The sequence below is a fragment of the Nocardioides sp. genome (genome assembly GCF_041393715.1).
Taxonomy (GTDB): domain Bacteria; phylum Actinomycetota; class Actinomycetes; order Propionibacteriales; family Nocardioidaceae; genus Nocardioides.
The window spans coordinates 81,502-107,883 of the sequence record NZ_JAWKJQ010000004.1 but is presented as its reverse complement, the minus strand read 5'-3'; the positions used below and the strand labels follow the sequence as shown (position 1 = coordinate 107,883).

The window sequence follows — 26,382 nt, the reverse complement described above, 5'->3', positions numbered from 1 at the left end:
TTGCTCGCCGTGACGCACCACATCCTCACCCTCCAGTGCCCCGACCGGCCCGGCATCGTCGCCGCCCTGGCCCGCGGGATCGGCCGCGCCGACGGCAACATCCTCGACAGTGCCCAGTTCTCCGACCCGGGCACCGGCCTGTTCTGCGTGCGCACCGAGCTCGAGTCGCCGCTCGACGACACCGCGCGGCTCCTCGAGCTCATCGGCGAGGAGCTGACGGCGTACTCCCCCGAGCTGACACTGCGCCCGAAGGACCACCGCCGACGGGCGCTGCTGATGGTGTCCAAGATCGACCATTGCCTGGTCGACCTGCTCTACCGGTGGGACCGTGGCGAGCTGCCGGTCGACATCCCGGTCGTGGTCTCCAACCACGAGGACCTGCGGGCCATCGTGGAGTACTACGGCATCCCGTTCGTGCACGTCCCCGTCACCGCCGAGACCAAGCCGGAGGCCGAGGCGCGCCTGTTCGAGCTGGTCGAGGAGCACCAGGTCGACGTGGTGGTGCTGGCCCGCTACATGCAGGTGCTCTCCGACGACGCCTGCCGGCGGCTCGCGGGGCGGGCCATCAACATCCATCACTCGTTCCTGCCGGGGTTCAAGGGAGCCAAGCCCTACCACCAGGCACACGACCGGGGCGTGAAGCTGATCGGCGCGACCGCCCACTACGTCACCGCCGACCTCGACGAGGGTCCGATCATCGAGCAGGACGTGGTGCGCGTCTCGCACACCCGGACGGCGCCCGAGATGGTGCGGCTCGGCCGCGACGTCGAACGGCTGGTGCTCTCCCGGGCGGTCGCCGCCCATGCCGAGGACCGGGTGTTCCTGTGCGGCACCCGCACCGTGGTCTTCGCCGAGTAGCCACCCCGGCGGCGGGCGGGTCGCCGGCTCACCGGGTCGGCCCTAGAGTGGCCGGGTGACGGCGTACCACTCCCTGCGCAGGGACGAGGCGGCGGCGCGCGCGGCGCTGCTCGACCTCACGTCCTACGACGTCACGCTCGACCTGGCGAGCGACGAGAAGACCTTCCGGTCGCGGGCGGTGATCAGGTTCTCCTCCCGGGGCGGCGACACCTTCTGCGACCTCAAGCCGTTGGCGGTCCACGAGATCACCCTGGACGGGCGTGCCCTCGATGCGGACAGCCTCCGGCACGGGCGACTGCCGCTGGCCACCACGCCCGGCGAGCACGAGCTCCTGGTCGACGCCACGATGGTCTACCGCCACGACGGTGAGGGGCTGCACCGCGCCACCGACCCCGCCGACGGCCGGCCCTACGTCTACGGCATGAGCTTCATGGAGGCGGCGCCCAGCATCTTCGCCTGCTTCGACCAGCCCGACCTCAAGGCGCCGTTCACCCTCCACGTCAGTGCGCCGCTCGACTGGGTGGTGGTCGCCAACGGCCCGGGCGAGCAGGTCGAGCCCGGCGAGTGGGAGTTCGCGACCACCCCGCCGCTGTCGACGTACTTCGTCACCGTCGTGGCCGGGCCCTACCACTGGGTCCGCGACCACCATGACGGCATCCCGCTCGGACTGCTGGCCCGCGCCTCCCTGGCGCGTGACCTCGACCGCGACGCCGAGGAGCTGTTCACCCTCACCCGGCAGTGCTTCGACGAGCTGCACCGGCTCTTCGGCATCCGCTACCCGTTCGGCGACTACCACCAGGCCTTCGTGCCGGAGTTCAACGCGGGGGCGATGGAGAACCCCGGCTGCGTGACCTTCCGCGACCCGTTGATCTTCACGTCGAAGGTCACCCGCGGCCGCCGGATCACCAGGGCCACCACGATCGCCCACGAAATGGCCCACCAGTGGTTCGGCAACCTCACCACCCCGGTCTGGTGGGACGACCTGTGGCTCAACGAGAGCTTCGCCGAGTACATGGGGGTGAGGGTCACCGCCGCGGTGACGCAGTACGCCGACGCGCACACCCACCACGCCTACTCCCGGCGGCAGTGGGGCCTGATGGCCGATCGGCGACCGAGCACCCACCCGGTCGCCGGCAACGGGGCCATGGACGCCGCCTCGGCGCTGCAGGACTTCGACGGCATCTCCTACGCCAAGGGCTCGGCGGTGCTCAAGCTGCTCAACGCGCGGCTCGGCGACGAGACGTTCCTGCGTGGGGTCATCGACCACTTCCAGTCCCATCGGTTCGGCAACGCGACCATGCACGACCTCTTCGCCAGCTGGGAGCGCGCCGCCGACCAGGACCTGTCCGAGATCACCCGCGACTGGCTGCGCACCGCGGGCGTGGACCGGCTCACGTTCGACCGCGCCACCGAGACCGTGCGGCGCACGCCGCCGGACGACCATCCCGGCGACCGCCGCCACACCTTCCGCGCCGCCACCGCCTCCCCCGGCGGCGCCTGGACCACCGTCGAGCTGGCCGTCGAGGCCGACGCCGCGCCGTACGCCGTCGACAGCGGCGCCGCGGTGCTGCTCGACCCCTACGAGGACACCTGGGCGGTCCCCCACGTGGACCCGACCACCGTCCTCGCCCTGCCGTCGCTGATGCCCGACACCCACGACCCCGACCTGCGGGCGGGGGTCTGGAACGCCCTCGCCAGCACCTTCCACGACGCGGCGCTGGACCCCGAGCACTACCTCGACGTGCTGGTCGCCACGGTGCCCACCGAGGACAACGACGACGCGCTGGTCTATCGCCTGCACGCGGCGCTGCCCCGACTCGCGAGCCTGGTCGCGCAGCCCGACGCGGCGCTGGCCCGTCTCCACGTGGCGCTCGACGAGCGGCTGACCACGGCTCCGCCCGGCAGCCCCCTCCAGCTCGCGGCCGCTCAGAACCTCGTCGCCACCAGCGTCGACGCCGAGCGTCTGGACCGGTGGCTCGCCCACGAGGGGCTGCCCGAGGGGCTGGACCTCGACCTCGACCTGCGCTGGGCCGTGCTGGAGCGGCTCGCCCAGCTCGGCGCCGTCGACCGCGAGCGGCTCCACCGTCATCTGGAGCGCGAGATCACGGCCGTGTCCCGGCTGGCGCACCTGCGGTCGGTCACCTCGCTGCCCGACGCGGCGGCCAAGGAGCTCGCGTGGGCGCACTTCACCGGCGACCTCGAGGCGACCAACTACGAGATCGAGGCGGCCGGCACGGGCATGTGGCAACCCGGCCAGCTGAGCCTCACGGAGATCTACGTCGACCGCTACGTCACCGAGCTGCCCGACACCACGAAGGTGCGCGAGGGCTGGGTGCTCGGCGACGCCGCCAAGGTGTTCTTCCCTCTCACGCACGTCGACGACCACACGCTCAGCGCCGCCGAGCGCCTGGCCGCCGACCAGTCCCTCGACCCGACGCTGCGCCGCGCGGTCATCGACAGCACCGACGAGCTGGCCCGCCGTCTCGCCGTCCGCGCTCGGTACGCCGCCCGATGACCGCCCGGAGACCAGGACCCACCGTCCGCACCAAGGTCACCGAGCTGCGCCCCGACGGCGAACAGCTCCGCGAGGACCGTCTGGCCACCGAGGAGCCGCTGGAGATCCGGATGACCTGGCCGGGCAGCGCACCGCGGCGGATCTGGGTGACGATGCGCACCCCCGGCCATGACTTCGAGCTCGCCGCAGGGTACGCCGTCCACGAGGGGCTCCTGGGACCCGACCTGCTGCGCGGCGTCGCCTACTGCACCGACGAGGACCTGACTCCCCGTCAGGAGTACAACGTCGTCACGGTCACCCTCGGGGGGCCGCCGTGGCACGACCCGGGGCAGCGCCACGGCGGGTTCGGGGCGGGCGCGGCCTGCGGGGTGTGCGGCAAGGACAGCATCGAGGAGGTGCTCTCCCTGCCACGGTCGCAGCCCTGGGGTGGCGCCGTACCCTCCGACGACGTGGTGCGCGAGCTCCCCGAGCGGTTGCGCCGTGCCCAGACGGTCTTCGCGCGCACCGGCGGCGTGCACGCGGCGGGCCTCTTCGACGCCGACGGGGTGCCCCTGGTCGTGCGGGAGGACATCGGCCGGCACAACGCCGTCGACAAGACCTCCGGTGCCCGCCTGCTGGCCGGCCGGGCACCGGCCGCGGCGTGCCTGGTGGTCAGCGGCCGGGCGGGCTTCGAGCTCGTGCAGAAGGCCGTCGCGGTCGGTCATGGGTGCCTGGTCGCCGTCGGGGCGCCGTCCAGCCTCGCCGTCGATCTCGCGCGCGACGCCGGGCTGGGGCTCTACGGCTTCACCAGCGAGCGGCGCGTGGTCCGCTACGCCTGAGCGGTCCGGTGGCGCGCGGCGGCCCGGGTCCCGGCGTGGCAGCCCGGGAGTGTCGGTGCGCCTTCCTAGGTTGGTGCCGTGCGGATCCTCCACACCTCCGACTGGCACCTGGGGCGGTCCTTCCACCGGGAGGGCATGCTGGACCACCAGGCTGCCTTCGTCGACCACCTCGTCGAGGTGGTGGCGGCCGAGCGGGTCGATCTGGTGGTGCTCGCGGGCGACGTCTACGACCGGGCGCTCCCCCACGTCGACGCGGTCCGGCTCGCCGATGAGGCCTTCGCCCGGCTCGCGTCGAGCCGGGCGCGCGTGGTGGTCACCAGCGGCAACCACGACTCGGCCCAGCGGCTCGGCTTCGGGTCACGGCTGATCGACCGGGCGGGCGTCCACCTGCGCACCCGCGCCGACGCGGTGGCCACGCCCGTCCTGCTGAGCGACGAGCACGGCCCGGTCGCCGTCTACGGCATCCCCTACCTCGACCCCGAGGCGCTGCGCGAGCCCTGGGGGCTGCCGGCCCGATCCCATCAGGCCGTCCTCGGCGAGGCGATGAGCCGGATCCGCGACGACCTCGGCACCCGCACCGACGGCCCCCGGGTGCGCAGCGTGGTGCTCGCGCACGCCTTCGTGGCCGGTGGTCAGTCCAGCGACTCCGAGCGCGACATCAGCGTCGGTGGCATCTCCAGGGTGCCGTCCCGGCTGTTCGAGGGCATCGACTACGTCGCGCTGGGCCATCTCCACGGCGCCCAACAGCTCACCGACGAGATCCGCTACAGCGGCTCTCCACTGGCCTACTCCTTCTCCGAGGCCGACCAGGTCAAGGGCAGCTGGCTGGTCGACCTCGACGACGGCGGGCTGTCGGCCTCGGAGTTCGTGCCCGCGCCGGTCCCGCGCCCCCTCGCCCGCCTGCGGGGCAGGCTGGCCGACCTGCTGGCCGATCCCGGGCTCGCCACGGCGGAGGGAGCCTGGGTGCAGGTCACACTCACCGACGACCTGCGGCCGCGGCGGGCCATGGAGCAGCTGCGCGGGCGGTTCCCGCACACCCTGGTGGTGGGATTCGAGCCGAGCGCTGCCGCGGGCCCGGCGGTGCCCGTCGCCCGCCGGGGGGTGCGCTCCGACCATGCGCTGGCGCTGGAGTTCGTGGCCGACCTGCGCGGGGTCCCGGCCGGCGCCGACGAGAGCGCGCTGCTCCAGACCGCCTGCGACGCCTGTGCCCACGACCCCGAGGCCGACGTGCTCGTCGCCGTCGAAGGCGAGGGCTGATGCGGCTGCACCACCTGGAGGCGACCGCCTTCGGACCGTTCGGAGAGACCGTCGAGGTCGACTTCGACGCACTCTCGGCCGCCGGCGTCTTCCTGCTCACCGGCGCGACCGGGGCCGGCAAGAGCAGCGTCCTCGACGCCGTCTGCTTCGCACTCTACGGCGACGTGCCCGGTGACCGCGCCTCGGCCAAGCGGCTGCGCTCCGACCACGCCGCCCCGGGGGTCGCGCCCCGGGTGCGACTGGAGTGCACCCTCGCGGGACGGCGCTTCCGGATCACCCGCACCCCCGCGTGGGAGCGGCCCAAGAAGCGGGGCACCGGCCTGACCAGGCAGCAGCCGAGTGTGTCGCTCAGCGAGCGTGTCGACGGCGAGTGGCAGCCGCTCACCACCCGCCTCGACGAGGCCGGTCACCTGGTCTCCCACCTGCTGGGGATGAACCTCACCCAGTTCACCCAGGTGGCGCTGCTTCCCCAGGGCCGGTTCCAGTCGTTCCTACGCGCCCGCTCCGACGACCGGCACCGCCTGCTGCAACAGCTCTTCCGCACCGGCCGCTTCGAGGCCGTCGAGGGCTGGCTCCGGCACCGACGCTCCGAGCTGGCCGCCGAGACACGGGTCCATCACCAGGGCCTCGTCGAGCTGGCCAGCAGGGTCAGCGAGACCGCGCAGGCGCCGCTGCCGTCATCGTGGGTCGAGGCCGGCCCCGACCACGACGCGGGGGCCGAGCTCGGTGCCTGGGCCGATGCGGGCCTGGCCGGGCTCCGTGACCGGTTCGCCGACCTCCGGGACGGGCTCGACTCGGCCCGCACGGTCGCGCACGACACCGCCACGGCGCTCGCCGAGGGCAGGGCGCTCGCCGAGCGGCAGGAGCGCCATCGCGCCGCCCTCGACGAGCAGCGGGTGCTGCTGGCCCGCGCCGACGAGGTCACCACGCTGCGCACCGCCGTCCAGCGCGCCCGGCGCGCCGCGGTCGTCGTACCCCTCGAGCGGGCGCGGGTTGCCGCCGCGTCGACCCGCGAGACCGCACGCCGTCGCCTCGACCAGCTGCGGGCCACCCTCGCCGACGGGGACCTCGACGCCGGCGATCTCGGCCGGGCGAGCGCCGAGGAGGTCGCCGCGCTGGCGGGCGGCCTGGCGCTGGACCTCGCCACCGTCGACGCACTGCTCCCCGAGCAGCGACGTCTCGAGACGATCCTGGGCACGGCGGCCGGCCTCGACGAGCAGCGGGCGGCCACGGAGGCCGAGCTGACGACGCTGGCCGCGGTGCTGGCCGAGGCGCCGGCTCGTCTGGGCGAGGCGACCCGTGAGCGTGACGCGGCGCTGGCGGCGAGCCAGACCCTCCTCTCCCACACCCGGGAGACCGACGCGGCCCGTCGCCGATCCGCCGCGGCCGCGGAGCTGGTCACCCTGCGCGTCCAGCACGCCGAGGCGCTCGCCCGCCGGGCCGACGCGATCGACGCCGCCCAGGCCGCCAAGGAGCACTGGCTCGGCGTGCAGGAGCGTCGGGTCACCGGCATGGCGGCGGAGCTCGCCGGGCGGTTGGCCGTGGGCGACAGCTGCCCCGTCTGTGGCTCGGCGGAGCACCCCTCCCCTGCCCAGCCGCACCCGGCCACCCCCGACGAGGCGGCCGAGCGCGAGGCGAGGCGCGCGACCGACGATGCGGAGGGGGTGCGGCTGGCCCACGAGGAGGCCGTCCGCGACCTCTACACCCGGGTGGCACTGGCCGAGCAGGCCGCCGACGGCCACCCGCCGGAGGAGGCGGCGGCCCGACTGGCCGAGCTCGAGGCCCGGGTGGCCGACCTGGCCGAGGTCGCCGAGCGGCTGCCCGCAGCGGAACAGCGCCTCGACGCGCTGCTCGCCGCCCAGGACGCCGACGCGCAGCGCCGCGCCGACCTGCAGCGGCAGGCGGCCGCCCTCTCGGAGCAGCTGGCCGGCCTGGTGGCCCAGGGTGAGGAGATCTCGGCCCATCTCGCCGCGGCGCTCGACGGCTCGGCCGACACGTCCCTCGACGCACGTCGACGCAGGCTGAAGAACGGCCTGCGCCAGCTTCGCGACCTGGAGGCGGCGGTCCGCGAGGCGGCGCAGGCGACCCGTGCCGAGGAGGTGGCGACGCGGCGGGTGGCCGAGGCCGCGGTGGAGGCCGGGTTCGGGGACGCCGACGAGGCCGGGCGCGCCGCCCTCCCGGAGCAGCGGCTCGCCGAGGCGGAGGCCGCGCTGCTCGCCCACGACACCGGCCTGGCGGCCTGCGAGCGGGTGCTGGCCGAGCCCGACCTGGCCCGGGCTGCCGCGTCCCCCGCTCCCGACCTCGCCACGCTCGAGGCCGCCGCGAGCGCCGCCGGCGAGGCCCTGGTCTCGGCGGAGTCCTCCGCCCGGTCGGTGGAGCAGCGATGTGCCCGCCTGGCCGCGCTCGTCGGGGAGCTCACCGCCGCGCTGACCCGGGCCGCCCCTCTGCGCGCGGAGCTCGACCTGGTCAGCAGCGTGTCGCTGTTCGTCGACGGTCGCTCCCCCGACAACCGTCTCCAGATGCGTCTGTCGGCCTACGTCCTGGCCGCCCGGCTCGGTCAGGTCGTCGACGCCGCCAACGAGCGCCTCGCCTCGATGAGCGACCGTCGCTACGCCCTGGAGCACACCGGCCGGCGCGGCGCCGGAGAGACCCGCGGCGGCCTCAGCCTGCTGGTGCGCGACGACTGGACCGGCGAGACGCGCGACCCGGCCACCCTCTCCGGTGGGGAGACGTTCGTGGTCTCCCTGGCGCTGGCGCTCGGCCTCGCCGACGTGGTCACCCACGAGGCCGGCGGCGCCGACCTCGACACCCTCTTCGTCGACGAGGGCTTCGGCGCGCTCGACGCCGACACCCTCGACGACGTCCTCGACACCCTCGACACCCTCCGCGACGGCGGCCGGGTGGTCGGCGTGGTCAGCCATGTGGCCCAGATGCGCGAGCGCATCCCCAGTCACCTCGAGGTGCGCAAGGGTCGGCAGGGCTCGTCGCTGGCGCTGGCTCGGGAGTAGCTCGGCGCGCCTGCGCGCGTTCGGGATAGTCCGCTACGTTCGGCACCAGTTCGACGCCCCGACGTGGTGCCGAACGTAGCGGACCAGGCGGAGCGCACCGGTCAGCCGGCGGTGGAGCGCCAGGCCGCGAGGTCCAGGCCCCAGTCGTCCACGAGACGCTGCAGCTGAGGGCGGTAGAGCACGCGCAGCGACTCCTCGAGCCCCTCGGGCGGGTCCCAGGCGGCCTTGCTGCTGGAGCGGGAGGGCCGGTCGGTTTCCTGCAGGGTCACCGGGTCGAGGCCGAGCCGGCGCCACACGGACTCGACGGCGGCCTGGGGATCACGGCGTACGTTCTCGAAGACCATCACGGTCATCCGGTCTCGGCCGACGAAGTGCGCCCACATCGCCAGCTGGTCGGCGTAGAAGCCGCTCCAGGTCTGCACGGTGATCGGGACCGGGTAGGGCCACGGTGACGTCCCGCGCGTCGCGTTGAGCCGCATCGCGGACAGGAATCGCTCCACCGGGTCGCGCAGCAGCACCAGCACCGGCAGGTCGGCGTCCAGCAGCCGTACGGCGGTCGGCGGGGCCGAGGAGTGGCGGAGGTACTGCGGGGTCCACTCGCCGCGACGGATGCCGTCGGCCGGGAAGAGGTCGAGATACTCCTCCGGCGCGCGGCTGCCGTCCCCGACCTTGTGCAGCAGATGCTGCTCCTTCTTGCCGTTCGTGCCCAGGCCCACCTGGGGGTGCTGGCAGAGCAGGTCGGTGAACCACGTGGTCCCGGAGCGCTGTGCTCCGATGCCCAGCCAGGCCGGTGAGGTCATGGCTCCAGACCCTACCGGCCGGAGGGGTGCGGCCCGGGCGAGCGGGTGTAGACGAAGGTGGCGATCTCCAGGTGGCTGACCGAGCCGTCGTCGCCGCGCCGGACGTGGAGGGTCTCCCCGGTGTGATAGCCGGAGACGCCGACGATGCGACCGTCGCGGACGGCGAAGGAGTAGTCCTGCTCGCCGCCCTCGCGTGCCACCAGCAGGCCCTCCTCGAGGGCGAACACCAGCGGCGTGTTGCCCCAGTGCCACACCCCCAGGACGTCGGCCAGCTCGGGCGGAACCGCCTGCTGCGGACGCCAGGGTGCCGGGATGGTGGGCTCGTGCTCCTCGAGCCTCTCCAGCAGCCCACGCACCACGGGAAGGGTGTCGGTCCCGGTGGTGCCGTTGGCTAGCAGCACACCCCCGGTGCCGCGCCCGCGGTCCACGAACAGGCCCGCCAGGAACCCCGGCATCGAACCGGTGTGCCCGACCAGCATGCCGGAGCCGCCGCGGGCCAGCGCGAAGCCGAGACCCTGGGCCCAGGTCAGCTCGTCGTGGCGGTCGCCGCTCTGGGGATGGCTGGCCGTGAGCAGGACCTCGAGCGGGAGCACGTCGGGATGGCCCTCGAGCAGGAACACCGCATAGCGCGCCAGGTCGGCGGTGGTCGACCAGACCTGGCCCGCTGGGGCCATCGCCCCGGTGTCCGTGGCCGGCTCCGGATGCAGCGTCGCGGCGTACGGGTCGACGCTGAAGCCCTGGGCCGCCGGCGGCTCCGGGAGGTACGACGTCCGGTCCATGCCCAGCGGCGCCAGCACCCGCTCCCGGACGCCCGACCACCACGGCTCCCCGGAGACGACCTCCGTGACCCGGCCCAGCAGCGCGAAGCCCAGGTTGGAGTAGTGGAACCGCCGCTCCCCGGGCAGCACGGCGAGCGAGCCGTCGTGGGCGGCGGCCAGCTCCTCCCAGGAGCCACCCGGCGAACGCTCCCACCAGGACCCGACGGGCTCGGACTGCATGCCCGAGGAGTGGCTCAGCAGCGAGCGGACGGTGCGGTCGGCGTAGCCGATGTCGCCGAGCACGTCTCCCACCCGGGTGTCGAGGTCGAGCGCACCCGCACCGGCCAGCTGCAGCACCCGCACCGCGGTGAGGGTCTTGGTGATCGACCCGATGCGGTACTGCAGGTCGGGACCGGCCGGCGGGCCGCCCGTCGCCTCCCCCCGCGACGCGGACCAGCACACCGCCCCGTCGCGGACCAGGGCGACACTGACGGAGGGCAGCCGAGCCGCCCGCTGGACGGCGGCGAGCCGCGCCAGCAGGGCGCGGGCGGTCGACTCGACGACCGCCGCCTGCTCAGTCACCGGCACCCGTCGGCTCGGCGAACGCATCGGGCGCCGGGCACGCGCAGACCAGGTGCCGGTCGCCGTAGGCCTGGTCGATGCGCGCCACCGGCGGCCAGTACTTGTCGGGGTCGATGCCGGCCGGGAAGACCGCGAGCTCGCGCGAGTAGTCGTGCGACCACTCCCCGACCAGCGCCCGACCGGTGTGCGGCGCGTGCCGCAGCGGCGACTCCTCGGGCGACCACTCCCCTGCCGCCACCCGCTCGATCTCCCCCTTGATCGCGATCATCGCGTCGCAGAACCGGTCGATCTCACCGAGGTCCTCCGACTCGGTCGGCTCGACCATCAGCGTCCCCGCCACCGGGAACGACATCGTCGGCGCGTGGAACCCATAGTCGACCAGCCGCTTGGCGACGTCGTCGACGGTCACGCCGGTCTCCTTGGTCAGCTGCCGCAGGTCGAGGATGCACTCGTGGGCCACCAGCCCGTTCTCGCCCCGGTAGAGCACCGGGAAGTGCTCCTCCAGACGCGCGGCGACGTAGTTGGCCGACAGCACCGCGGCCGCGGTGGCCGCCACCAGCCCCTGAGCGCCCATTAGCCGGATGTAGGCCCACGAGATGGGCAGGATGCCGGCCGAGCCGTAGGGCGCCGCGCTGACCGGGCCGATGCCCTCGCGCTTGTCGGCCTCCGGATGCATCGGATGCGAGGGGAGGTACGGCGCCAGGTGGGCGCGCGCGGCCACCGGGCCCACGCCGGGCCCGCCGCCGCCGTGCGGGATGCAGAACGTCTTGTGCAGGTTGAGATGGGAGACGTCTCCGCCGAACTCACCCGGGCGGGCGAAGCCGAGCAGGGCGTTGAGGTTGGCGCCGTCGACGTAGACCTGGCCGCCGTGCTCGTGGACGAGGGCGCAGAGCTCGCCGATGGTGTCCTCGTAGACCCCGTGCGTGGAGGGATAGGTCACCATGATCGCGGCCAGCTCGTCGGCGTGCGTCTCGCACTTCGCCCGCAGGTCGTCGAGGTCGACCGACCCGTCGTCGCCCGCTGCGACCACGACCACGCGCATCCCGGCCATCACCGCCGAGGCCGCGTTGGTGCCGTGGGCCGACGACGGGATCAGGCAGACGGTGCGCTGCTCGTCGCCGCGCGAGCGGTGATAGCCGCGGATCGCCAGCAGCCCGGCCAGCTCACCCTGGGACCCGGCGTTGGGCTGGATCGACACCCGGTCGTAGCCGGTGACGGTGGCCAGCCATCCCTCCAGCTCGGCGACCAGCTCGCGATAGCCCGCGGCGTCGTCCGCCGGGGCGAAGGGGTGCAGGTCGGCGAACCCCGGCAGGCTGACCGGCTCCATCTCGGTGGTGGCGTTGAGCTTCATCGTGCAGGAGCCGAGGGGGATCATGCCCCGGTCGAGCGCATAGTCGCGGGCCGAGAGCCGACGCAGGTAGCGCAGCATCTGCGTCTCGCTGCGGTGCGCGTGGAAGACGTCGTGGGTGAGGTAGGCCGTCTCGCGGGCCAGCGCGCTCGGGAGGCTCGAGCCGCCGAGCCCGAGCGCACCCTCGTGGTGCACACCGAACGCCTTGAGCACGTCGGCGGCGTGCCGCTCGCCGAAGGTCTCGCCGACGCTCAGCCCGACGTGGTCCTCGTCGACCAGGCGCAGGTGCAGGCCCAGGTCGCGGGCGGCACCCACGATCTCCTGGCCGCGTCCCGGCACCCGGGCCAGCACGGTGTCGAAGAACGCGGCGTGGAGGATCTCCACGCCGCCGGCCGCCAGGCTGTCCGCGAGGGCGGCGGCCTGCTCGTGCACCCGGGTCGCGATCGCCTTCAGCCCCTCGGGGCCGTGGTAGACGGCGTACATCGACGCGACGACGGCCAGCAGCACCTGCGCGGTGCAGATGTTCGACGTGGCCTTGTCCCGGCGGATGTGCTGCTCGCGCGTCTGCAGCGCCAGCCGGTACGCCGGCCGGCCCTCCGCATCGACCGACACGCCGACCAGGCGCCCGGGCAGATGCCGCTCCAGGCCGGCGCGCACCGCCATGAAGCCCGCGTGCGGGCCGCCGTAGAACAGCGGGACCCCGAACCGTTGGGACGAGCCGACGACGACGTCGGCACCGAGCGCGCCGGGCGACTCCAGCAGCGTGAGGGCCAGCAGGTCCGCGGCGACCACGGCCAGGCCGCCCCGCTCGTGGACCGCCTCGATGACGGGGCGAGGGTCGGTGATCCGGCCCGACGCCGCGGGGTACTGCACCAGCACGCCGCTGACCTCGCCGTCGGGGAGTCCCTGGTCGAGGTCGGCCACGACCACCTCGATGCCCATGGCGGCGGCCCGGGTCTGCACCACGGCGATCGTCTGCGGCAGGGCGTCGGCGTCGACCACGAACGGACCGGACGCGCCGCGCTGGGCCCGGCGCACCAGCGTCATCGCCTCCGCGGCGGCGGTGCCCTCGTCGAGGAGCGAGGAGTTGGCCGTCGGCAGGCCGGCCAGGTCGCCGACCATCGTCTGGAAGTTGAGCAGTGCCTCCAGCCGTCCCTGCGAGATCTCGGGCTGGTAGGGCGTGTAGGCGGTGTACCAGCTGGGGTCCTCGAGCACGTTGCGGCGCACCACGGGGGCGTCACGGTGCCGGCGTAGCCGAGCCCGATCATCGGCTCGGCCGGGTCGTTGGCCGCGGCCAGGCAGCGAAGGGACCGGGCCACCTCGGGCTCGGACAGGGCCGGCGGCAGGTCGAGGTCGGCGGTGCTGCGGATGCCGCCGGGGACCGCGGCCGCCATCAGGTCCTCGAGCGTGGCGTAGCCGAGCAGCTGGAGCATCCGCGCCTCGGCCTCGACCGTGAGGCCGACGTGGCGGCGTACGAACGAGCCGGGATCGGGCGAGGTGGGCTGGTCTGTCATGGGGGCTCCCTCCCGCGGGTCACGCGGTCGTGGTCGGTCCCCTCCCCCTCTGTCGGCGTCGCCTCCAGAGTCGCCTGCTCCACGCGGTCCGGGCGCCTGAGAGGTTCCGGGGAGGAATTGCCCCTTCGGCGCTTCGCGGTGCTCGTCGACCAGCCGGACGAGCGGCCCCGAAGACTCTCCCGCGTGGGATCGTCGGCTGCCCGCAGGCTACCAAAGGTGTCCGGCCGCGCCGGGATCGCTCCGGGTCAGCCGGTCTGCCGGGCGGCCCGACGCGCGGCGAGCTCGTCACCCGGGACCTCGGCGGGTGCCTCGTCGTCGGCGGTGCGCTCCGACGGCAGCTCCGCCAGGGTGCCCTCGATCTCCCGCCAGACGCCACCGATGGCGATGCCGAAGACGCCCTGGCCGCCCTGGAGCAGGTCGATGACCTCGTCGTTGCTGGTGCACTCGTAGACCGAGGCGCCGTCGCTCATCAGGGTGACCCGGGTCAGGTCGTCGGTGCCGCGCTCGCGCAGGAACTGCACCGCGGTGCGGATCTGCTGCAGGGAGATGCCGGCATCGAGCAGCCGCTTGATGACCTTGAGGATCAGGATGTCGCGGAAGGAGTAGAGCCGCTGCGAGCCCGAGCCCTTGGCGCCGCGCACCGTCGGCTCCACGAGCCCGGTGCGGGCCCAGTAGTCGAGCTGGCGGTAGGTGATGCCGGCCGCGTTGCAGGCGGTCGGGCCGCGGTAGCCGGTGTCACTCGGCAGCGGCGAGACGTCGTCGGTGAAGAGCAGCCCCTGCTCCTCGGCCTTCTCGCTCGCCTCGGCACCGGCGGCCAGGTCGGCCCGCGGCTCGTTCTCGTTGCTGCCCATCGACCCTCCGTCGACTACTCCGTGACGCGCAACTCCCGGGGGAAGGACCGGACGGGCGGCACGAGGGCCACCACAACCACAACGGTGGAGTTACACCAGAGACAGTTCACGGTAGGCCGCCGGACCCTGTCGGTCAACGCACGGCCCGGGCGTGTCGCAACCCTCACGTTCAACTTGAGGGTGAGAGAAATCGGGTCGGTCGGGCCTACTGCGCCTCGAAATCCTCCGGGGTGACGTGGTCGAGGAACTCGCGGAACTTCTCCACCTCGTCCTCCTGCTCGTCGGGGACGGCGAGGCCGGCCTCCTCGAGCACGTCGTCGGCGCAGACGATCCGACTGCCGGTGCGCAGCGCGAGGGCGATCGAGTCGGACGGCCGGGCGCCGACCTCGACGCCGGAGCCGAAGACCAGGCTGGCGTAGAAGACGCCGTCCTTGACGTCGGTGATGCGCACCTCGTCGAGCGTGTTGCCGGTTGCCTCGACGACCTCCTTCAGCAGGTCGTGGTTGAGCGGCCGGGGCGGCACCACGCCCTGCTGGGCGAAGGCGATCGCGGTCGCCTCGACGGCGCCGATCCAGATCGGCAGGTAGCGGTCGCCGGTGACCTCGCGCAGCAGCACGATCGGCTGGTTGGAGGGCATCTCCACCCGGACCCCGATGACATCGACTTCGCGCACGCCACCACCCTACCCCCGGCCCGAGCGGCGGCCGGGGCCGGCGGCACCGGGTCAGGACCGCCGCAGTCCGGCCTTGACCAGCGTCGCGTGCAGGCGCACCGAGAGCGCGGCGATCTCGTTGACGGCCTCCTCGGCGCGGCCCGCCGCGGAGGCGTCGCGGCCGCGCTTGAGCGGCTCGACCACCTGCTCGACCATCCCGATCTCGCGGTCCGCGGCGGTCTTGAACGCCCGCAGGTGCCGCGGCTCGAACCCGAAGGCGGCGAGCTCGCGCGCGGTCCTGGCGACCACCAGCGCATCGGTGTCGTAGTGGCCGGTGCCGGGGTAGGGCGCGACCAGGTCGAACTGCTCGAGCTGGCCCAGCAGCTCCTCGTCGATGTCGGCCACCTTGAGCAGCTCGCGACGCGACATCCGCAGCCGGTCGCGCCGCGCGAAGGACTCCGGGCTCGGCGTGCCGTCGGGCGTCAGGGCGACCGTCGGCACCGTCGGCACGACCGGCTCGAGTGGTGGTGGCTCCAGGCCGCGGTCGATGGCGTCGAGGTGCTCACCGATCACCTTCAGCGGGAGGTAGTGGTCGCGCTGCATCCGCAGGATGTAGCGCAGCCGCTCCACGTCGTCGCCCGAGAACTTGCGGTAGCCGGCCGGGGTGCGCTCGGGCTTGATCAGGCCCTTGTCCTCGAGGAACCGGATCTTGGGGATCGTCACGCCGGGGAAGTCGGGGCGCAGCTCCTCCAGGACCTGTCCGATGTTCATCCTCCCCCGTGCGGAGGCAGCGGTCGACGCCACCTCCGGTCAGCCGTTCGCGTGGCCGGAGTAGAACACCAGGCGGTACTTGCCGATCTGCACCTCGTCGCCGTCCTTGAGAGTGACCTCGTCGATGCGGTCGCGGTTGACGTAGGTGCCGTTGAGGCTGCCCACGTCACGCACGGCGAAGTGGGTGTCGGCGCGGTGGAACTCGGCGTGGCGGCGCGAGACCGTCACGTCGTCGAGGAAGATCTCGCTCTCGGGATGCCGCCCGGCCGTGACCAGGTCGAGGTCGAGCAGGAAACGGTTGCCGGCGCCGGGGCCGCGTTGGACGACGAGCAGGGCGTGGCCGGCCGGCAGCGCGTCGACGGCCGCCGCGTCCACCGGGCTGAGCTGGCGGTCGGAGGTCTCGACCTTCTCCCCCGACCCGCCGAAGGTGATCGTCGCCGTCACGTCGGTGGGAGCGTCCACGGGCGGCTCCGGGGTCGCGACAGCCTCCTGTCCGGGCTCGGCGGCGGCGAGCGGGGTGCCGCACTGGGAGCAGAACCGGGCGTCGTCCGGGCTCTCCTTCCCGCACGCGGAACAGAAGGGCATCGGGTCTCCTCGGGCCTGGTCGGCGTCATCCCGTCGGCGCCGTGCGCCGCAGGGCGACGGGGTGGTCTGCGTGTCCGAACCTACCAGCCGCTCTGGGGGTCGGACGTCGGCGCGCGGCGGGTCAGCCCTCGATCGAGGCCTGGTAGGCCGCGGCGTCCATGAGGCCGTCGAGCTCGTCGGGGCTGGCCGGGGCGATCTCGAAGAGCCAACCGCCGCCGTAGGGGTCGTTGTTGACCAGCTCGGGCGTCGCGTCGAGCGACTCGTTGCGGGCCACGACCTCGCCGGAGACCGGTGCGTAGATGTCGCTCACCGACTTGGTCGACTCGAGCTCACCACAGGCGGCGCCGGCCGAGACGGTGTCCCCGACGGTGGGCAACGAGACGTAGACGATGTCGCCCAGGGAGTCCTGGGCGTAGTGGGTGATGCCGATCCGGACGGCCCCTTCGGTCTCGCCGGCGCGGCGCACCCACTCGTGCTCGCTGGTGTACATCAGATCGTCGGGATACACGCAAACCTCCTGATCAAGGCGGGCGGCGCCCGCGGCGGCGTCGTCCCGAGGCTACTGCGCGGTCGTGGGCTGTGCGTACTCGGCTCGCGTGGGAGGCCGGACCGCGTCGATGTCGAGGGCCGCGAGGGGGTGACCTCGACCGTGGCCCCGTCGTGCTCGAGCTGGTCGGTCGGCCCCTGGACGAACGACATCGCTCCCTGGAGGGTGCGCGGGTCGCCGATGACGTTGAGCACGAACGGCGAGCTGACCAGCGTCCCGTCGATGAGGATCCCGCCCACCGCGTCGGTGAACGACGTCTGGGCGACCACCCGCACCTCGTCGTTGAACTCCATGGCCTCGGCGCCGGCCGTGCGCAGCTCCTGGACGGTGTCGAGGAGGGAGTCGACATCGACGGTGCCGGTGGTCTCGGTGACCACGATGCGCACGCCCGGTCCGGTGACCGGCACCTGGCCGGCCATGATCTCCAGACTGTCGGCGGCCTGCTCGGCCGAGGCGAGCGCGACCTCCCGGCTGCTGTTCTGGTTGAGCAGGTCGCGACGCGTCGTCTCCAGCCGGGCCAGCTCGCTCTGGGCCCGCTGCGACGCCTCGGTCAGGGTGCTCAGGACGTCGACCAGGTCCTGCTCGCGATAGCTGGCGTAGGTGTTGTCGACGTCGTTGGACCGCACCTGGGTGACCGCCGCGAAGCCCAGCGCCGCGAGCAGCACGCCGACGACGACCTGGCTGCGGGTCGGATGCATCGCCGAGCCCCAGAGCCGACGGCGCGCCTCGTCGGGCTGCGGCGGCCCGTCCGACTCGAGCGGGTCGCCGGCCGGCTCGGCAGCGGCGACGGGCCGGTCGCCGGACCCCTCAACGGATCCGTCCGGGTCGGTCGTCGTGCCGGTGGTGGTCAGGTCGTCGTCAGGCACGGAGCAGATGCCTCCGGATCGCGGCGACGTTGGAGAAGATCCGGATCCCGAGCACCACGATCACACCCGTGGACAGCTGGCCGCCGACTCCCAGCTTGTCGCCGAGGTAGACGATCGCGGCGGCGACCACGACGTTGCTGAGGAACGACACCACGAACACCTTGTCGTCGAAGATGCCGTCGAGGAGCGCACGCAGGCCGCCGAACACCGCGTCGAGGGCCGCCACGACGGCGATCGGCAGGTAGGGCTGCAGTCCCACCGGCACGTCGGGCTGGAAGATCAGCCCGAGCACGATGCCCACGACCAGCCCCAGGATGGCGATCACGGCTCTTCCCCCTTCGACGAGGCGCTGGCCCCATTGTCCACGCCGCTGCCGTCGGCTCCGCCCGCGGCCCGCAGGGCCCGGGGCGAGGCACCTGACAGCACCAGGTTGCTCTGGTTGCTCATGTCGTACTCCAGGCCGAGGGCGTCGGCGAGGGCGAAGAAGTGCTGGCCCCGCGGGCTGTTGACCAGGTCCGACTGCAGCGTCTTGGGGTCGCCGATCGCCTCCACGACGTACGGCGGCGAGAGCGGCCGACCGTTGACGTGAATCGCGACGTCGACGTTGCGGATGCCGGAGAGCACGGTGAGCCGTTCACCGTTGATCGCGATCGCCTCGGCGCCGACCGACCACAGCGCGTTGACCAGCTCGGCGAGGTCGGAGTCGCGGACGGCCTCGTCGGGCACCCCGCTGGGCGAGTCGTCGACCTGGATCCGCACGCCCGGGCCGCTGACGGCGCCGTAGCCGGTGCGGCCCCGCAGCCGGGTCAGCCGGCCCTCGACGGCGGCCTCCTCGTCGTCGAGCTCGGCGGACCTCCGCTCGAGGACGGTGATCTTGGCCTGCTGCTTGCCGATCCGGTCCTGGATGCCGGCGAGCGCCTGTCGCCGCTGGTCGATCTGGTCGATGAGCTGGGCCCGGTTGGTGGCGTCGACCGGTGCCGACCTGGTCTCCTGCACCGCCGCGGTGGCGACCAGCAGGCCGAACAGCGCCAGCGCGACCAGCACCGCGACGCTGGTCCCGCGGCCGGTGGGTGCCGGCTCGTCGCCCTGAGCGCGCCGCCGCGCCACGTGGGCGTAGTCCTGGTCGAGCGACTGCTGGGTCACCAGGTCGAGCAACGGCATGGTGACGTGCGCGGGGAGGTCCGGGGTGGCCCGGTGCTGGCTGTCAGGCACCGGGCTCCGCCATCCGCCGGTCCACGTCGGTCAGCAGCTTGTAGACCTGGTAGGCGTAGAGCACGCCGGCCCACCAGTAGAGCCCGATCCCCCAGAAGGCGAACGCCCAGCCGAACACCTTCGCCAGCGTGGCGACCGTGCCCTCGCCGTCGCCGAGCAGCAACAAGGGGAAGGCGTAGAGGAGGTTGAAGGTCGCCGCCTTGCCGAGGAAGTGCACGGGCAGGGCGCTGTAGCCACGGGTGCGCAGGAACGGCACCAGGGCCCACAGCAGCAGGTCGCGCAACGGCAGCACCACCGCGACCCACCACGGGATGATGTCGCGCAGCGCGAGCCCGACGACGACGGCGAGGATGTAGAGCCGGTCGGCGACGGGGTCGAGGATCTGGCCGAGCTGGGTGAACTGGCCGAGTCGCCGGGCGAGGTAGCCGTCGAGGTAGTCGGTGACGCCGGAGATCGCCAGGAGGAGCAGTGCCCAGCCGTCCCACTGGGGCCCGAGCACCAGCCAGAGGAACACCGGGACCCCCAGCAGCCGAGCCATGCTGAGCATGTTGGGGATGGTCCACACGCGGGTGCTGCGTGCGGCGGTCTCGGACACGGTCACCTGCTGTCTGGTCGTGGTGGGACGCCCCCGACGGGCGCCCCCACACCTTAGCGAGCGACCCCCGCCATCCCGGGCATCGTGAGGCCCGGCAACCGCCCGGACCGGAGGCTCAGGCGTCCTCGAGATGGGCGGCGTCGCGGATCTCGCCGACCAGCTCCTCGATGACGTCCTCCAGCGCCACCAGACCGCGCACCTCGCCGACGGAGGAGACCACGCGCGCCATGTGGGCGCCACGCCGCTGCAGCGTCTCCAGGGCGTCGGTGAGCAGGTCCTCCTCGCTGACCCTCGCCAGGGGGCGGATCCACTTGTCGGCGACGGGCTGGTCGCGGTCGGCGTCGTCGTCGTACTCCAGCACGTCCTTGATGTGCAGGTAGCCGACGAGCTCCTCGTCGTCCCCCACCACCGGGAAGCGGCTGTAGCCGGTGTGCGCGCAGAGGTCCTCGACCTCGGCGGCCGTCGAGCCGCGGCGCACCGTCGCCAGCGACGCGGGGTCCATCACGACGGCGTGCACGGTCTTCTCCGAGAAGCCGAGGGCGCCCGACAGCCGGTCGTACTCCTCGTCGGCCAGCAGCCCCTCGCCGCGGGACTCCTCCACGAGCGCGGCCACCTCCTCGCGCGTGTAGGTCGAGCTGACCTCGTCCTGGAGCGTGACGCCGACGCGTCGGAGCAGCAACCGGGCCAGGCCGTTGATCACGATCACGACCGGGCGGAGCACGGTCGCGATCGCCCACACCAGCGGTCCCAGCACGAGCGCCGCCCGTTCGGGGCCGGCCAGCGCGATGTTCTTGGGCACCATCTCGCCGAGCACCACGTGGAGATAGACCACGACCAGCAGCGCGATCGGGAAGGAGATCGGGTGCACCCAGCCCTCGGGGACGTGCAGGGCGTGCAGCACCGGCTCGACCAGGTGGGCGACGGCGGGCTCGCCGACGGCGCCCAGCACCAGGCTGCACACGGTGATCCCGATCTGGTTGACGCCGATCACCAGGGCGATGTTCTCCATCGCCTTCAGGGTGGTGCGGGCCAGTCGCGACCCGGCCCGGGCGCGGGGCTCGATCTGGCTGCGCCGCGCCGAGATGAGCGCGAACTCCGCACCGACGAAGAAGGCGTTGCCGAGCAGGAGCAGCACGGCCAGCGCGAGGGCGGTGCCGGGGCTCACGGCGCGTCTCCCGGCTCGAGCGGCTCCTGGGTCACGGTGACGACGATGCGGTCCACGCGCAGCCCGTCCATGTGCTCCACCCGCAGCGCGGCGGTACGCCGGAACAGGGGCTCGTCGTCGTCGAGCGACTCGACCGGCAGCTCCACGGAGGCGACGTCGCCGACCGCCGGGATCCGGCCCAGCCGCTGCAGCACCAGACCGGCGACCGTGTCGTAGTCCTCGTGCTCGGGGAGCGCGATGCCGGTCAGGTCCTCGACCTCGTCGGGACGCAGCAGGCCGGAGAGCAGCCAGCCGCCGTCGCGGCGCTGCCTGGCCTGCGCGCTGCGCGGGTCGTGCTCGTCGGCGATGTCGCCGACGATCTCCTCCACCACGTCCTCGAGGGTGACGATCCCGGCGTGGCCGCCGTACTCGTCGAGGACCACGGCCATCTGGAAGCCGTCGGCCCGCAGCAGCGCGAGCAGCGGGTCCAGGCGCAGGGTGTCCGGGACCACGATCGGCTTGACCATGATGTGCTTCACGCGCGTCGTGGCGCGCTCGGGCACGGGCAGCGCGACGGCGTGCTTGACGTGCACGGTCCCGACCACGACGTCGTCGTCGTCGAGCACCGGGAACCGGGAGTGGCCCGTCTCCCGGGCCAGCTCGATGACGGCGCTGGCTCGCGCCCCGTCCTCGAGGGTGACGCTGCGCACCCGCGGGGTCATGATCTCGCCGGCCGTGCGGGTGCCGAACTCCACCGACCGCTCCATCAGCTCCGCCGTCTCGGCGTCGAGGGTCCCGTGGTCGGCGGAGCGCTGGATCAGGCTGGCCAGCTCCGTCGAGCTGCGCGCGGAGCGGAGCTCCTCCTGCGGCTCGATGCCGATCCGGCGGACCACCGCGTTGGCGGACCCGTTGAGCACCCGGATCGGCCACAGCATGGCGGTGGTGAAACCACGCTGCACCCCTTGGGTGGCCCGTGCGGTCTGCATCGGCCGGGCGATCGCGAAGTTCTTGGGGACCAGCTCCCCGAACACGATGGTGAGCAGGGTGCTGAGCCCGAGCCCGAGTGCGAGCGCGACCGGGCGGACCGCGCCCGCGGGCAGCCCGGCCGCCTCGAGCGGCCCGTCCACGAGGTCGGCGATGGCCGGTTCGGCGAGGAAGCCGATCGCCAGGTTGGTGACGGTGATGCCGACCTGGGCGCCGGACAGCTGGGTCGACAGCGAGCGCAACGCCTTCTGCAGGCCCCGGGCGGTCCCGTCACCCGCGTCCGCGTCGCGGTCGACGGCGGCCCGGTCGACGGTCACGAACGCGAACTCCGCCGCGACGAAGATGCCGGACGCCGCGATCAGGGCCAGCGAGACGAGAACGAGGATCACCGCGGTCATCGGGACCCAGGTTCACGGGACTGCTCGGACTCGGGACTTTGAGAGCCATCCATGGGTGGTGCGTGCTGTCCTTCGGCTGGGAGGCGACCGGTGCGTCACGACGGTCTCGCGTCGTGCGGGGCCGTCGTGCGGGGCGAACGAGCCACCACTCTAGCGAGCCCCCGTCGAGGCGGCGGGTCGGCGGGGTGGTCTGGACCACTAGACCACTTGCTGCATTCCGCGAACAGGACCGATGCCCCGCTCCTAGCCTGCCGAGGGTCCCGGACACCCCGTCGTGAGCGATCTCGGGCGGTGGTCGACGGGGCTTCCCCCCTTCCCCGACCCGGAGATCCGATGAGCGCGAGCACGTCCCCGTCCCCGTCGCGCCGGACCCTGCTTGCGGGCGCCGCGGTGGCCGGCGCCTCGGTGCCGGTCCTGGCCGCCGCGCCCGCCCAGGCGGCGTCGTACACCCCGCGGCACTACCGGGGCGAGCCCTACCTCCCGGCCTCGCAGCGGCATCTGGTGAGCCGGTTCTCCTACGGCCTCAACCGTGCGCTCGTGAAGGAGGTACGACGAGCCGGTGGCGCCCGGAAGTGGTTCGAGAAGCAGCTCGCGCCGAACAGCATCAATGACAAGTCCGCCCAGGCCGTCACCTCGTGGTGGCCCTCCCTCACCAAGGACAAGCTCACCCTGTGGGCCCGGGAGAAGAGCGGCGCCGAGGACGGCTGGGACTGGGTGCTGAACTACCAACGGTGGCTGCTCAACCGCCGCATCCGCACCCGTCGCCAGGTCCTCGAGGTGATGACGGAGTTCTGGGAGAACCACTTCTACGTCCCCGCGACCGGGATGAACCACTTCATCTTCCGCAAGCCCTACGGCGACCTGCTGCGACGCAACGCACTCGGCACCTTCGAGGCGCTGCTGCAGGGAGCGGTCACCCATCCGGCGATGCTGGTCTACCTCGACAACGCCGTGTCGACGGCCACCGCGCTCAACGAGAACCTCGGGCGTGAGCTGTTGGAGCTCCACACGGTGGGGGTGGGCGCGGGCTACACCGAGGCCGAGGTCAAGGCCTCGGCTCGCATCCTCACCGGCTGGCGGGTCGACGTCGCCAAGACCTGGGACACGTCGTACCGCCCGGCGGACCATGCGACCGGGCCGGTGTCGGTGCTGGGCTTCAGCGACCCGAACGCCGACTCCGACGGCAAGGCGATGAGTCGCCGCTACCTGACCTACCTGGCCCACCACCCGGCCACCGCGACAGCGCATCGCCCGCAAGCTGGCCATCAAGTTCGTCTCCGACGACCCGCCCCAGGCGCTGGTGGACCGACTCGCCCAGGTGTTCCTCGACAACGGCACCGCCATCAAGCCGGTGCTGCGGGCGCTGGTCGACTCCCCCGAGTTCGCGGCGGCGGCCGGTCAGAAGGTGCGCGACCCCGGCGAGGACGTGGTCGCGACGTACCGCGCGCTCAACATCAAGGTCACCGACCCCCCGAACACCGGCGGCGATGACCACGCGGCCAACGCGATGCTGTGGCAGGCCGGGCAGATCGGGTTGACACCGTTCACCTGGCCGCGTCCCGACGGCAGCCCGATGGACAACGTGGCCTGGTCGTCGCCGTCACGGATGCTGTCGTCGTTCCAGGTTCACTACGCCCTGGCCGGCTCCTGGTACCCGAAGAAGGGCATCCGCTACAAGAGCCGCGGCTCGTGGGTGCCGCGCTACCCGATCCGCTACGACGAGCTGGTCGACTACCTCTCCCTGCGGCTGCTCGGCAAGCGCTCCACCTCGACGCTGCTCCAGGCCTGCTGCGAGGTGGTCGGCTACCGCCCGTCGGACCGCATCGTGAAGGGGCACCGGCTGGTCAAGTGGGACATGCCGTTCGTGCTCGCGACCATCCTCGACTCCCCCGACCACCTGAGCCGGTGAGCCTCATGGACCAGACCTCGACCCAGCCCTCCTGCTGCACGGAGATGGCCGCCGCCCGGCCGATGCTCTCCCGGCGCGGCCTCTTCGGCGCCGCCGCGCTCGCTGGCACCACCACGGTGATCGGCGACGCCGTCCTGCAGACCGCCGCCGCCAGCCTCGCGCCGTCGCCGTCGGTGCTCGTCGTGCTCTCGATGCGCGGCGCCGCGGACGGGATGTCGCTCGCCGTGCCCTACGGCGACCCGGTCTACTACCAGGCCCGACCCAAGATCGCGATCCCGAAGGGCAAGCTGCTGGCCACCGACGGGTTCTTCGGCCTGCACCCGCGGCTCAAGCCGCTCCTCCCCCTGTGGAACGGCGGCAAGCTCGCCGTCGTGCACGCCGCCGGGCTGCCGTCCGTCAGCCGCTCGCACTTCGCGGCCATGGAGGAGATGGAGGACGCCGAACCCGGCTCCTCGGCACGGACCGGCTGGCTGAACCGGCTGATCGGCACCGACGCGATCAGCTCACCGCTCCAGGCCGTCAACGTGGGCGGGGCCGCCCCGCCGTCGTCGCTCTACGGCCCCGAGCACTTCATGTCGCTGTCCAAGGTCGACCAGGTGCAGATCGCCGGCGACGGCAAGGGCCGCGTGCCCCGCGGGCGGGTGACGTCGCTGCACACGATGTGGGACGGCCAGAAGACGCCCCTCGGTGCCGCTGCCTCCTCCACGTTCAGCGCCGTCAAGGGCTTCAAGCCGGTCACGTCCACCGCGGCCGGACCGCGCAACGGCGCGACGTACCCGAAGGGGTCGCTGGGCAAGGCGATGGCCGTCGCCGCCCGGATCGTCCGCGGGGATGCCGGAGTCTCGGTGATCACCATCGACCAGGGCGCCTGGGACATGCACACCGGCCTCGGCACGCTGGAGTACGGCGCCATGATCCGCAACACCGAGGAGTTCGCGAAGTGCGTCGCCGCGTTCTTCACCGACATCGGCGGCCTCGCCTCCAAGGTCACCCTGGTGACGATGAGCGAGTTCGGCCGCCGGGTGAAGGAGAACGCCAACGTGGGACTCGACCACGGCTACGGCAACGTGATGTTCGTGGCCGGCGCCGGCGTCAAGGGCGGCAAGTACTACGCCAACTGGCCCACGATCACCAACGACGTCGACGCCGACCTGCTGGTCACCACGGACTACCGCTCGGTGCTCTCCGAGGTGGTGGCCGCGCGCTTCACGACCAGCACGTCCCAGGTGTTCCCGGGCTTCACCCGCGAGCGTGTCGGCCTGATGGTCGGTCAGTAGACCCCTGGGGCGCGTCGAGGGCTCAGTCGTCCTTGCGGTTGGCGACGATCACCGCGACCGGCGGCAGCACGGCCGCCACCAGGGACATCGCCAGTGCGAGACGCATCGAGAACTGAGGAACCACGGTCCAGGCGAGCACGATCAGCACGACGCAGGCGGACATGATCTCGAGGTAGCGCCGGCGGCGGCGGCGCTGCTGCTCGCTGAGCGGCAGGGGCACCTCGGTCACCCGCCGCACCTGCTCCCGGGTCACGGCTCCACGGTAGCCCGACGTACGTGACCGGCCCCGGGACGCTCCTCCCTTGCATCACCCTCGTGCCGTCCACGGCCGAGGTCGCCGAAGGGAGGAGCCATGACAGCCCGCACCGCGCGCACCGTCGACAAGGTGCTGCAGGCGCTCGCCGACGGCTCCACCTGGCTGCTGTTCAAGGGCACCCGGGTCCGCTGCTGACCGCCACCGCGCCGGCGTGCAGCACCCGCTGCCGGGTTCGGCCATCATGGAGCGCATGAGCAGCGCCGGGGCGGGTGGAGCCGAGGCCGGTCTCCCGGCCGGTGCCGACGCCGACGCGGCGGCTCCGGCCGGACTGCCTGACGACGAGTGGGCCGCCAGCGTGCCGGCGGCCGTGGTGCTCGGGCCCGGCCGGCGTTCGGCTCTGATCGTGCTCGTGCTGCGGCTGATGCGGGCCGGCTCGATCACGGTGATCCTGGCAGGCGCCGCGGTCGCCTCCGCGTTCGGCGGGCTGGACGAGGAGACGGCGGGCGAGCTGGCGTCCGTGGGTGGCCTGGTGCGGGCCCTGGCCACTCCGCTGATGGTGCTGGCCGCAGGCATCGTGCTTCGGCTCCTCGTCGGGCCACTGGCCTACCTCGCTGCCCTGGCGGTGGTCGGGATCCATCGCGGAGAGGTCACGCCCTCCGACGAGCGCCGACGCTCGTTCACCCGGTGGCGTGACCGGCTCAGGGTCGTCGGCGGCTACCGGAGCCTGCGCTGGACCATCGCCGTGAAGCACGAGGCGGTGGACCGGCTCGGAGCGACGGGCAGGCTGCTCTCGTGGGCCGAGGCCGGGATCTACGTCGCCGACGTCGTCGCCGTCCTCGCCCTCGTCGCCGTCTCGGTCCGCTGAGCAGCGCCGGGC

At 73.0% G+C, this 26,382-nt stretch carries 22 protein-coding genes, 2 pseudogenes and 1 riboswitch; of the genes and pseudogenes, 9 read left to right on the top strand and 15 right to left on the bottom strand.

Going from position 1 to position 26,382, the window contains the following annotated elements; genetic code table 11:
- The first annotated feature begins 9 nt into the window (after positions 1–9).
- From purU to R2740_RS07590, 5 genes are all read left to right on the top strand, one after another.
- The gene (gene purU, locus R2740_RS07610) at positions 10–858 is read left to right on the top strand and encodes a formyltetrahydrofolate deformylase (protein ID WP_371302087.1); all 849 of its coding nucleotides are present in this window, start codon (positions 10–12) and stop codon (positions 856–858) included.
- A 55-nt stretch (positions 859–913) separates the two neighbouring features.
- Positions 914–3,373: an aminopeptidase N gene (gene pepN, locus R2740_RS07605; protein WP_371302086.1), complete on the top strand. Its 2,460-nt coding sequence runs from the start codon at positions 914–916 to the stop codon at positions 3,371–3,373.
- A complete protein-coding gene (locus tag R2740_RS07600) occupies positions 3,370–4,191 on the top strand; it encodes a formate dehydrogenase accessory sulfurtransferase FdhD (protein WP_371302085.1) in 822 nt (273 codons plus the stop codon). Before pepN ends, R2740_RS07600 begins: the two co-directional genes overlap by 4 nt.
- 78 nt (positions 4,192–4,269) lie before the next feature.
- Positions 4,270–5,448: an exonuclease SbcCD subunit D gene (locus tag R2740_RS07595; protein WP_371302084.1), complete on the top strand. Its 1,179-nt coding sequence runs from the start codon at positions 4,270–4,272 to the stop codon at positions 5,446–5,448.
- Positions 5,448–8,456, top strand: coding sequence for an AAA family ATPase (locus R2740_RS07590; RefSeq protein ID WP_371302083.1), 3,009 nt, complete (start codon positions 5,448–5,450; stop codon positions 8,454–8,456). The genes R2740_RS07595 and R2740_RS07590 overlap by 1 nt, the downstream gene beginning before the upstream one ends.
- Before the next feature lie 101 nt (positions 8,457–8,557).
- On the opposite strand, the gene R2740_RS07585 is transcribed toward R2740_RS07590, so the two are convergent.
- The 14 genes and pseudogenes from R2740_RS07585 to R2740_RS07520 form a co-directional block, all read right to left on the bottom strand.
- The gene (locus R2740_RS07585) at positions 8,558–9,256 is read right to left on the bottom strand and encodes a sulfotransferase (RefSeq protein ID WP_371302082.1); all 699 of its coding nucleotides are present in this window, start codon (positions 9,254–9,256) and stop codon (positions 8,558–8,560) included.
- 11 nt (positions 9,257–9,267) lie between these two features.
- The gene (locus R2740_RS07580) at positions 9,268–10,596 is read right to left on the bottom strand and encodes a serine hydrolase domain-containing protein (protein ID WP_371302081.1); all 1,329 of its coding nucleotides are present in this window, start codon (positions 10,594–10,596) and stop codon (positions 9,268–9,270) included.
- Positions 10,589–13,458, bottom strand: a pseudogene (gcvP, locus tag R2740_RS07575) (aminomethyl-transferring glycine dehydrogenase). Before gcvP ends, R2740_RS07580 begins: the two are co-directional and overlap by 8 nt.
- A gap of 74 nt (positions 13,459–13,532) precedes the next feature.
- Positions 13,533–13,650: riboswitch (glycine riboswitch) on the bottom strand.
- Between the two features lie 53 nt (positions 13,651–13,703).
- Positions 13,704–14,309, bottom strand: a complete 606-nt coding sequence (locus tag R2740_RS07570; protein ID WP_371302080.1) for a MerR family transcriptional regulator — start codon at positions 14,307–14,309, stop codon at positions 13,704–13,706.
- 205 nt (positions 14,310–14,514) lie between these two features.
- On the bottom strand, positions 14,515–14,982 hold the full coding sequence (locus R2740_RS07565; RefSeq protein WP_371302079.1) for a bifunctional nuclease family protein: 468 nt from the start codon (positions 14,980–14,982) through the stop codon (positions 14,515–14,517).
- Between the two features lie 51 nt (positions 14,983–15,033).
- Positions 15,034–15,732 carry a MerR family transcriptional regulator gene (locus tag R2740_RS07560; RefSeq protein WP_371302078.1) on the bottom strand — a complete coding sequence of 233 codons (699 nt, stop codon included), beginning with the start codon at positions 15,730–15,732 and terminating at the stop codon, positions 15,034–15,036.
- 39 nt (positions 15,733–15,771) lie between these two features.
- Positions 15,772–16,317 (bottom strand): FHA domain-containing protein, encoded by a 546-nt coding sequence (locus tag R2740_RS07555; RefSeq protein ID WP_371302077.1) that lies wholly within the window; start codon positions 16,315–16,317, stop codon positions 15,772–15,774.
- A 121-nt stretch (positions 16,318–16,438) separates the two neighbouring features.
- Positions 16,439–16,825 (bottom strand): glycine cleavage system protein GcvH, encoded by a 387-nt coding sequence (gene gcvH, locus R2740_RS07550; RefSeq protein WP_371302076.1) that lies wholly within the window; start codon positions 16,823–16,825, stop codon positions 16,439–16,441.
- Entirely contained in the window at positions 16,807–17,730 is a 924-nt protein-coding gene (locus tag R2740_RS07545) for a DUF881 domain-containing protein (protein WP_371302075.1), read from the bottom strand. The genes gcvH and R2740_RS07545 overlap by 19 nt, the downstream gene beginning before the upstream one ends.
- Positions 17,723–18,055 (bottom strand): small basic family protein, encoded by a 333-nt coding sequence (locus R2740_RS07540; protein ID WP_371302074.1) that lies wholly within the window; start codon positions 18,053–18,055, stop codon positions 17,723–17,725. The genes R2740_RS07545 and R2740_RS07540 overlap by 8 nt, the downstream gene beginning before the upstream one ends.
- Entirely contained in the window at positions 18,052–18,942 is an 891-nt protein-coding gene (locus R2740_RS07535; RefSeq protein WP_371302073.1) for a DUF881 domain-containing protein, read from the bottom strand. Before R2740_RS07535 ends, R2740_RS07540 begins: the two co-directional genes overlap by 4 nt.
- Positions 18,935–19,537 carry a CDP-alcohol phosphatidyltransferase family protein gene (locus tag R2740_RS07530; RefSeq protein WP_371302072.1) on the bottom strand — a complete coding sequence of 201 codons (603 nt, stop codon included), beginning with the start codon at positions 19,535–19,537 and terminating at the stop codon, positions 18,935–18,937. Before R2740_RS07530 ends, R2740_RS07535 begins: the two co-directional genes overlap by 8 nt.
- Before the next feature lie 115 nt (positions 19,538–19,652).
- Positions 19,653–20,702 carry a hemolysin family protein gene (locus R2740_RS07525; protein ID WP_371302071.1) on the bottom strand — a complete coding sequence of 350 codons (1,050 nt, stop codon included), beginning with the start codon at positions 20,700–20,702 and terminating at the stop codon, positions 19,653–19,655.
- Positions 20,699–22,063 carry a hemolysin family protein gene (locus R2740_RS07520; RefSeq protein ID WP_371302070.1) on the bottom strand — a complete coding sequence of 455 codons (1,365 nt, stop codon included), beginning with the start codon at positions 22,061–22,063 and terminating at the stop codon, positions 20,699–20,701. The genes R2740_RS07525 and R2740_RS07520 overlap by 4 nt, the downstream gene beginning before the upstream one ends.
- 51 nt (positions 22,064–22,114) lie before the next feature.
- Here R2740_RS07520 and R2740_RS07515 point away from each other — a divergent pair.
- The 3 genes and pseudogenes from R2740_RS07515 to R2740_RS07505 all read left to right on the top strand — a co-directional run.
- A pseudogene (locus tag R2740_RS07515) lies at positions 22,115–23,293 on the top strand (DUF1800 family protein); the annotation flags it as partial.
- 70 nt (positions 23,294–23,363) lie between these two features.
- The gene (locus R2740_RS07510; protein WP_371302069.1) at positions 23,364–23,972 is read left to right on the top strand and encodes a DUF1800 family protein; all 609 of its coding nucleotides are present in this window, start codon (positions 23,364–23,366) and stop codon (positions 23,970–23,972) included.
- A 5-nt stretch (positions 23,973–23,977) separates the two neighbouring features.
- Entirely contained in the window at positions 23,978–25,249 is a 1,272-nt protein-coding gene (locus R2740_RS07505; RefSeq protein ID WP_371302068.1) for a DUF1501 domain-containing protein, read from the top strand.
- Between the two features lie 22 nt (positions 25,250–25,271).
- Here R2740_RS07505 and R2740_RS07500 read toward each other — a convergent pair whose 3' ends face one another.
- Positions 25,272–25,502, bottom strand: coding sequence for a DUF3099 domain-containing protein (locus R2740_RS07500; RefSeq protein WP_371302067.1), 231 nt, complete (start codon positions 25,500–25,502; stop codon positions 25,272–25,274).
- Positions 25,503–25,755: 253 nt separating this feature from the next.
- On the opposite strand from R2740_RS07500, the gene R2740_RS07495 reads away from it, so the two are divergent.
- Positions 25,756–26,370: a hypothetical protein gene (locus R2740_RS07495; protein ID WP_371302066.1), complete on the top strand. Its 615-nt coding sequence runs from the start codon at positions 25,756–25,758 to the stop codon at positions 26,368–26,370.
- Positions 26,371–26,382: the final 12 nt, after the last annotated feature.

Coding starts and splice junctions, on each gene's coding strand:
- R2740_RS07600 (WP_371302085.1), top strand. CDS start 3,370: ATGACCGCCCGGAGACCAGGACCCACCGTCCGCACCAAGGTCACCGAG.
- R2740_RS07590 (WP_371302083.1), top strand. CDS start 5,448: ATGCGGCTGCACCACCTGGAGGCGACCGCCTTCGGACCGTTCGGAGAG.
- R2740_RS07585 (WP_371302082.1), bottom strand. CDS start 9,256: ATGACCTCACCGGCCTGGCTGGGCATCGGAGCACAGCGCTCCGGGACC.
- R2740_RS07570 (WP_371302080.1), bottom strand. CDS start 14,309: ATGGGCAGCAACGAGAACGAGCCGCGGGCCGACCTGGCCGCCGGTGCC.
- R2740_RS07560 (WP_371302078.1), bottom strand. CDS start 15,732: ATGAACATCGGACAGGTCCTGGAGGAGCTGCGCCCCGACTTCCCCGGC.
- R2740_RS07555 (WP_371302077.1), bottom strand. CDS start 16,317: ATGCCCTTCTGTTCCGCGTGCGGGAAGGAGAGCCCGGACGACGCCCGG.
- R2740_RS07520 (WP_371302070.1), bottom strand. CDS start 22,063: ATGACCGCGGTGATCCTCGTTCTCGTCTCGCTGGCCCTGATCGCGGCG.
- R2740_RS07505 (WP_371302068.1), top strand. CDS start 23,978: ATGGACCAGACCTCGACCCAGCCCTCCTGCTGCACGGAGATGGCCGCC.
- R2740_RS07495 (WP_371302066.1), top strand. CDS start 25,756: ATGAGCAGCGCCGGGGCGGGTGGAGCCGAGGCCGGTCTCCCGGCCGGT.